Consider the following 5,185-nt stretch of genomic DNA (forward strand, 5'->3'; position numbering starts at 1 on the left):
ACTTAGGTTTTTTTGTGTTTACTAAACATAGTACTTATTTTCGTGTAAGAATAACCTGCTCATCATTCATTTTTAACATATTGACAATCGCCAAATGTGACAGTACTCCTTTTTATAAAAACTATATCCTCATCTATAAAAACTGAAAACGCCGATCCGATTATTTGGAGGGTGTTAAAATAATCCTTGTTGAATTTAACGCATCTGTTAGCTCGATAAGGAATTGTCTATTTGCTGTTTTAAATTCAATAGAACCCACTCAATAATTATGATTGCTGAATTAATACGTTCCGTCGTATCACCTAAGAACACTTTATTAAGCAAGTCATCTAAATTAGTAAGTCGATTAGATAATTCTTTAATATGTACCAAAACAGAGCCAGAAGGAGGTATTGGTTTGTTGTTTATAGTCCATATACCTTCTAACATTACCCAAGTTGATGTGTTCAATATATATGAAGCTTTTAATACATCATTTACTTTTAGAGCAGCATTGATCTTAATGAGTGAACTATTTAACCAATGAGAAATGCCTCTTATTTTATTTTCAGAAATACAATAATCCTTATATTTTTGTTGGGCTATCCACATTAATTGCTTCAGGAACCCTTTATTATCAAATAAAATTTTGCCATCTAAAAAAGAGTATAGTTCCATTGGATTGTTATCAAAGTTTAATTGAACTTGATTAAAGTCTGCATATTTATATTCAATTAAAATATTTCCTCTAATTTCAGAATGGAATTTTTTATTATATCCATTTTCTAAAAGAAAATATAAATCTAAATCGGAGTCAGGGTAAGCATCTCCTCTTGCGACAGAACCTATAAGCATTAACCCAATAATTTCATCTTTAGCCATACAATCATTTGAGATTGTTCGGACTAACTTTTTATGGTGTTCATAATTAATGAATGAAAGGTTTTCTATCATTTTAGCCCTCCAAATTTAATTGTGCTTAATAAGACGTTCGAGATATTAAGTGATTTTCCTTCTCATAGAAAGGATAAGATGCTCTGCATGGATGTTTTTGGTATCTAAGTATTTTTTACATTTCTCTTCAAAATTTTTCATAAATTGTTCCCCTTATTCGAGATAATAAGTAACCTAAACCGATATTCCTAAATATCAGTTTAGGTTAGGGATAGAGTATTTTCTTATAATTAAAGCCATACGAAGATAGTAAACATATTTTCGGGAGGAGTGTTAGAAAAGTTACTACTGCAAACATTGGGATATCATCTAAACTTAAAGATATTGATTTCTAAAAGGGAATCTCACCATCTTTATTAATCAATGAATATCAACCTTTTTAAAATAGAATATTGTTGCGAGAAAGCTGATAATAGCTGTAGCGGCAATGATAATATAAGAATATTCTGGTGGATATGTCGGTTGCAATTCGTTATTTACTATATCTAGTGCAGCTGTCCAAGGAAACAAATCTTTGTGTTCCGAACTTGCAGTTAGAACATTTACCATTGCTACAACAATTGTTAATATAATAGGCGGAACATAAGTCTTCATTACAAGAGTTAGCAGTACAATAGGAGAAGATAAGATAAAAAGGAATCCACCGCCTAGTAAAAATTTCACTAAAAATTGAAAAGATAAAGGGATGCTTAATCCAGGAAAACCTCCTAATAGCCCTAATAGTAAAGTTAGTCCCCATGCAACTATAGTTAGGATCATAATCCAAATAAACAGAAGGATGAATTTGCTCATAATAAAGTTAAAACGTGATACAGGAATGGTTAATAAATTTTTTAATGTATTTTCTGTGTATTCACGATTAAAGAGATAAGCGGTAACGACTCCGTATAGAAGGACTCCCATAAATAAAATAGTATACATATTTACATTAAGAAAAAGGGCATCGAAACTCGCAGGTGTAACAGATGGTTTTGTTTTCATTTCTATATAAAAGGCCAAAATGATCATAAACGGTGCTACAGCTGCTCCAATAATACTAATCAAGAACATATTAGAACGTTTTAACTTTAATAGTTCCGCATATAGTAGATTAACCAATTGTCCCACCTCCAACCAATTTGGTGAAGTAATCTTCTAATCTGTCTTCGCTCATCATAATCTTTGATACTTCAATATCGTTTTGAACAAAGAGTTTATTAATCTGTCCTTGTTGTCCGAAATGAGAATAAACGCGAATATGTCCTTCATCATGTACTTCGTAATCAAAAATATGAAATTGTTTCTCTAAAAGCAGCGTAGCTTTATTATCGTCATTTACTTGGAATTCCAAGTATTTACGATTTAGCTTTCGAAGTGCATCAAGAGAAGTCTCTTCTAATAACTTTCCTTCATGAATAATGCCCATATGATCGACTAGCTGTTCGACTTCAGCTAAAATATGGCTAGAAATTAATATTGTTATATTTCTTTCCTTTGCTAAAGATTTAATCAACTTTCGCATTTCTTTAATTCCAATTGGATCTAATCCGTTTGTTGGTTCATCTAGTATTAATAGTTCTGGATAATGGAGAAGTGCTCTTGCGATTCCTAATCGTTGTTTCATCCCTAAGGAATATTTGCCCACTAGCTTTTTTGTTTCATGTTCTAGTCCTACAATTTCTAATGCCTCTTCAATCGCATTTTTTTTGTAAACTCCAATGATTTTGGCATTAATTAATAAATTTTCTTTTGCAGTAAGGTTTTCATAAAAACCTGGAACTTCAACGATTGAGCCGATTCTTCTTAAAATTTCTTTTTGATTCTTAAAAAAATCCTCCCCGAATATTTCGATTTTTCCGCTTGTAGGTTTTATTAACCCCAGCAGCATTCGAATTGTAGTCGTTTTACCCGCACCATTTCGTCCGATAAAGCCGTAAATCTCTCCTTGATTTACATTTATATTGAGATTATCTACTGATTTTTGTTTGCCATAAATTTTAGTGAGATTTGTTGTCTTTATAATTGCATTCATTTTGAAACACCCGCTTTTCATAAGTTCTTAATTACATGATAAAAAGGAGGATTTAACTGCTGCTTAATCATTTCTTAACTGTTTCTTAAAAGCGACTTGTTTTGGGATGGAGAAGCCAAAGGTGGTCTTTTTCCACGGCATACTTTCTACCCATATTTGTCCGCCGTTTTTTTCTACGAGAGCTTTCGCAATAGCGAGTCCTAGGCCGCTTCCACCATGCGAAGGGTTCCTGGATTGGTCACTTCGGTACATTCGCTCAAACACGTTCTCTAGATCATCTGTTGAAATTCCAGGTCCTTTATCCCAAATGAGTAACTGATATTCATTCATTGTTTCTAGAAGTTCGATTCCTATTATTTGTCCGGACTTTCCGTAATATATAGCGTTTTTCATGAGATTACCTATAACTCGCATAAGACTAAGGGAATCCGCTATAATAGGACAAGGTGTTTCTGGGATACTAACTTGTAACTCTATATCATGTTTCGATAGCTCAGGTAAAAACTCAATTAAAGATTCTCTAGCAATCTCAGCAAAATTGAGAGGCTCTTCCTTCAATGGAAATTCATCTGCATCTAGTTTGGCTATATTAAATATTTCATCAACTAATTGTTTTAAGTTGCTTGATTTCTTTGAAATGATTTCAAGATATTCTTGTTTCTCTTCTTCTGAAGTAGCAATATCATCTTTTAAAGCATCAATATAGCCAATAATAGAAGTAAGGGGTGTCCGAATATCATGCGAAATACTAGATAGGAGTTGTTTTCTAGCTTCTTGAGATTTTACAGCTTCAATTTGCACTTTTTCTAGTGCGGTTATTAATTCATTTGTAGAAAAGACTACTTCGTCCAATGAATGATCGTTATTTGTATAGAGTCTTGCGTGTGTATTTCCTTTAATAGCACGTCTTAATCCGGTAACCATGGATTTTCGGCTTTTGATAAAATGAAGCCTGATAAAGAAAAGACTGATTGTTATAGTGAAGAGGACAATAAATAAGGCTAATCTTCCTGTTTCTAATTGATTGTTACTCATATCTATAAATAGAAGTGCTGTGATTGCTAAAAGTTGTAATAGAAGTAGATACAGAACTTTATCATTCTTCAACCTTTTCACCTACAAACTTATATCCAATTCCCCATACAGTTTGAATAAATTTAGGATTTGAGGGATCAATTTCTATTTTCTTTCTAAGCTTTCTAATATGTACCATAACTGTATTGTCATCTTCTATATAGTTACTGTCCCAAACATTGCGAAAGAGTTGCGTTTTCGTAAAAACTTGTTCAGGATTTGAAGCGAAAAACTTTAATAATTCAAGTTCTTTCCCGGTTAAAGGTATGTCTTGTCCATCTACGTTAACTGTGTACTTTTTCACATCAATTGTTAGCCCTTTAAATGTTAGGATTGTTTTTTCTTGCGTGTTAGCATTACTTCCTAATATTAAAAAGCGCCTCATAAGAGCTTTTACTCTAGCGACTACTTCATTGATACTAAAAGGCTTTGTAATGTAATCGTCTGCACCTATGCCTAAGCCTAAAACTTTATCTACTTCTTGATCTTTAGCAGTGAGCATTAATATCGGGATATTTGTTTTGTTTCTAAGTCTTCTGCATACTTCGATACCATCAACTTTAGGCATCATAAGATCTAATATAATGAGGTTATATTTGTTTTGTTCAAATAAGTGAAGAGCTTCCTCACCATGTATAGCGATATCTACTGTATATAGTTCTCGTTCTAGATATTTTTTTAATAAATCTCGTATTTCTTTTTCATCGTCTGCTATAAGTACACGGATATCTTCCATATTTTCACCTGTTTCTAATAGGATTTTGTTTTGTATTATGGTTTTGGTAAAGAGAAGTACAATAGTTATCTTATTATATACTATTAATTGTTAAAATAAGGGTGTTGGCTTTAGGAAAAGGAATAGAGTTTATTGAATGTAGAAAAAAGCTCACTTGGGAAATAGATTAAGAGGAGGGAAGAGCATTGTAGTTGTTTAGTAAGGATTCAATAGTGTATTTTTCGTACTACAGTAATGTAAAAAGAATAATTAAATATCGTTATGAAAAAAATTCCGAAAAACCATTGACTATTACTATATAGAGGTGTAATATTACACAAGTCGCTAATAGCAACAAAGTAAAATGCGGCAAATGAAATAAAAAAACTTAGTTGACATTGAAACATAGAAATGTTAACATAAGGAAGTCGCGAATGAGCGGCAAACAAGTT

Annotated in this window: 5 protein-coding genes; all 5 read right to left on the reverse strand. The window is 32.1% G+C overall.

Annotation, left to right across the window (positions count from 1 at the left end; translation table 11 throughout):
- Positions 1 to 207: 207 nt before the first annotated feature.
- The 5 genes from V7183_RS24615 to V7183_RS24635 all read right to left on the reverse strand — a co-directional run bounded on the left by V7183_RS24615 (position 208) and on the right by V7183_RS24635 (position 4,754).
- Positions 208 to 933, reverse strand: a complete 726-nt coding sequence (locus V7183_RS24615; protein WP_335361169.1) for a nucleotidyltransferase domain-containing protein — start codon at positions 931 to 933, stop codon at positions 208 to 210.
- A gap of 360 nt (positions 934 to 1,293) precedes the next feature.
- Positions 1,294 to 2,031 carry an ABC transporter permease gene (locus V7183_RS24620; protein ID WP_335361170.1) on the reverse strand — a complete coding sequence of 246 codons (738 nt, stop codon included), beginning with the start codon at positions 2,029 to 2,031 and terminating at the stop codon, positions 1,294 to 1,296.
- Positions 2,024 to 2,944, reverse strand: a complete 921-nt coding sequence (locus tag V7183_RS24625; RefSeq protein ID WP_335361171.1) for an ABC transporter ATP-binding protein — start codon at positions 2,942 to 2,944, stop codon at positions 2,024 to 2,026. Before V7183_RS24625 ends, V7183_RS24620 begins: the two co-directional genes overlap by 8 nt.
- Positions 2,945 to 3,007: 63 nt before the next feature.
- The gene (locus V7183_RS24630) at positions 3,008 to 4,051 is read right to left on the reverse strand and encodes a sensor histidine kinase (protein ID WP_335361172.1); all 1,044 of its coding nucleotides are present in this window, start codon (positions 4,049 to 4,051) and stop codon (positions 3,008 to 3,010) included.
- Positions 4,041 to 4,754, reverse strand: a complete 714-nt coding sequence (locus V7183_RS24635; RefSeq protein ID WP_097899429.1) for a response regulator transcription factor — start codon at positions 4,752 to 4,754, stop codon at positions 4,041 to 4,043. The genes V7183_RS24630 and V7183_RS24635 overlap by 11 nt, the downstream gene beginning before the upstream one ends.
- Positions 4,755 to 5,185: the final 431 nt, after the last annotated feature.

It is taken from the genome of Bacillus sp. JJ1127 (assembly GCF_036965845.1).
Lineage (GTDB): Bacteria > Bacillota > Bacilli > Bacillales > Bacillaceae_G > Bacillus_A.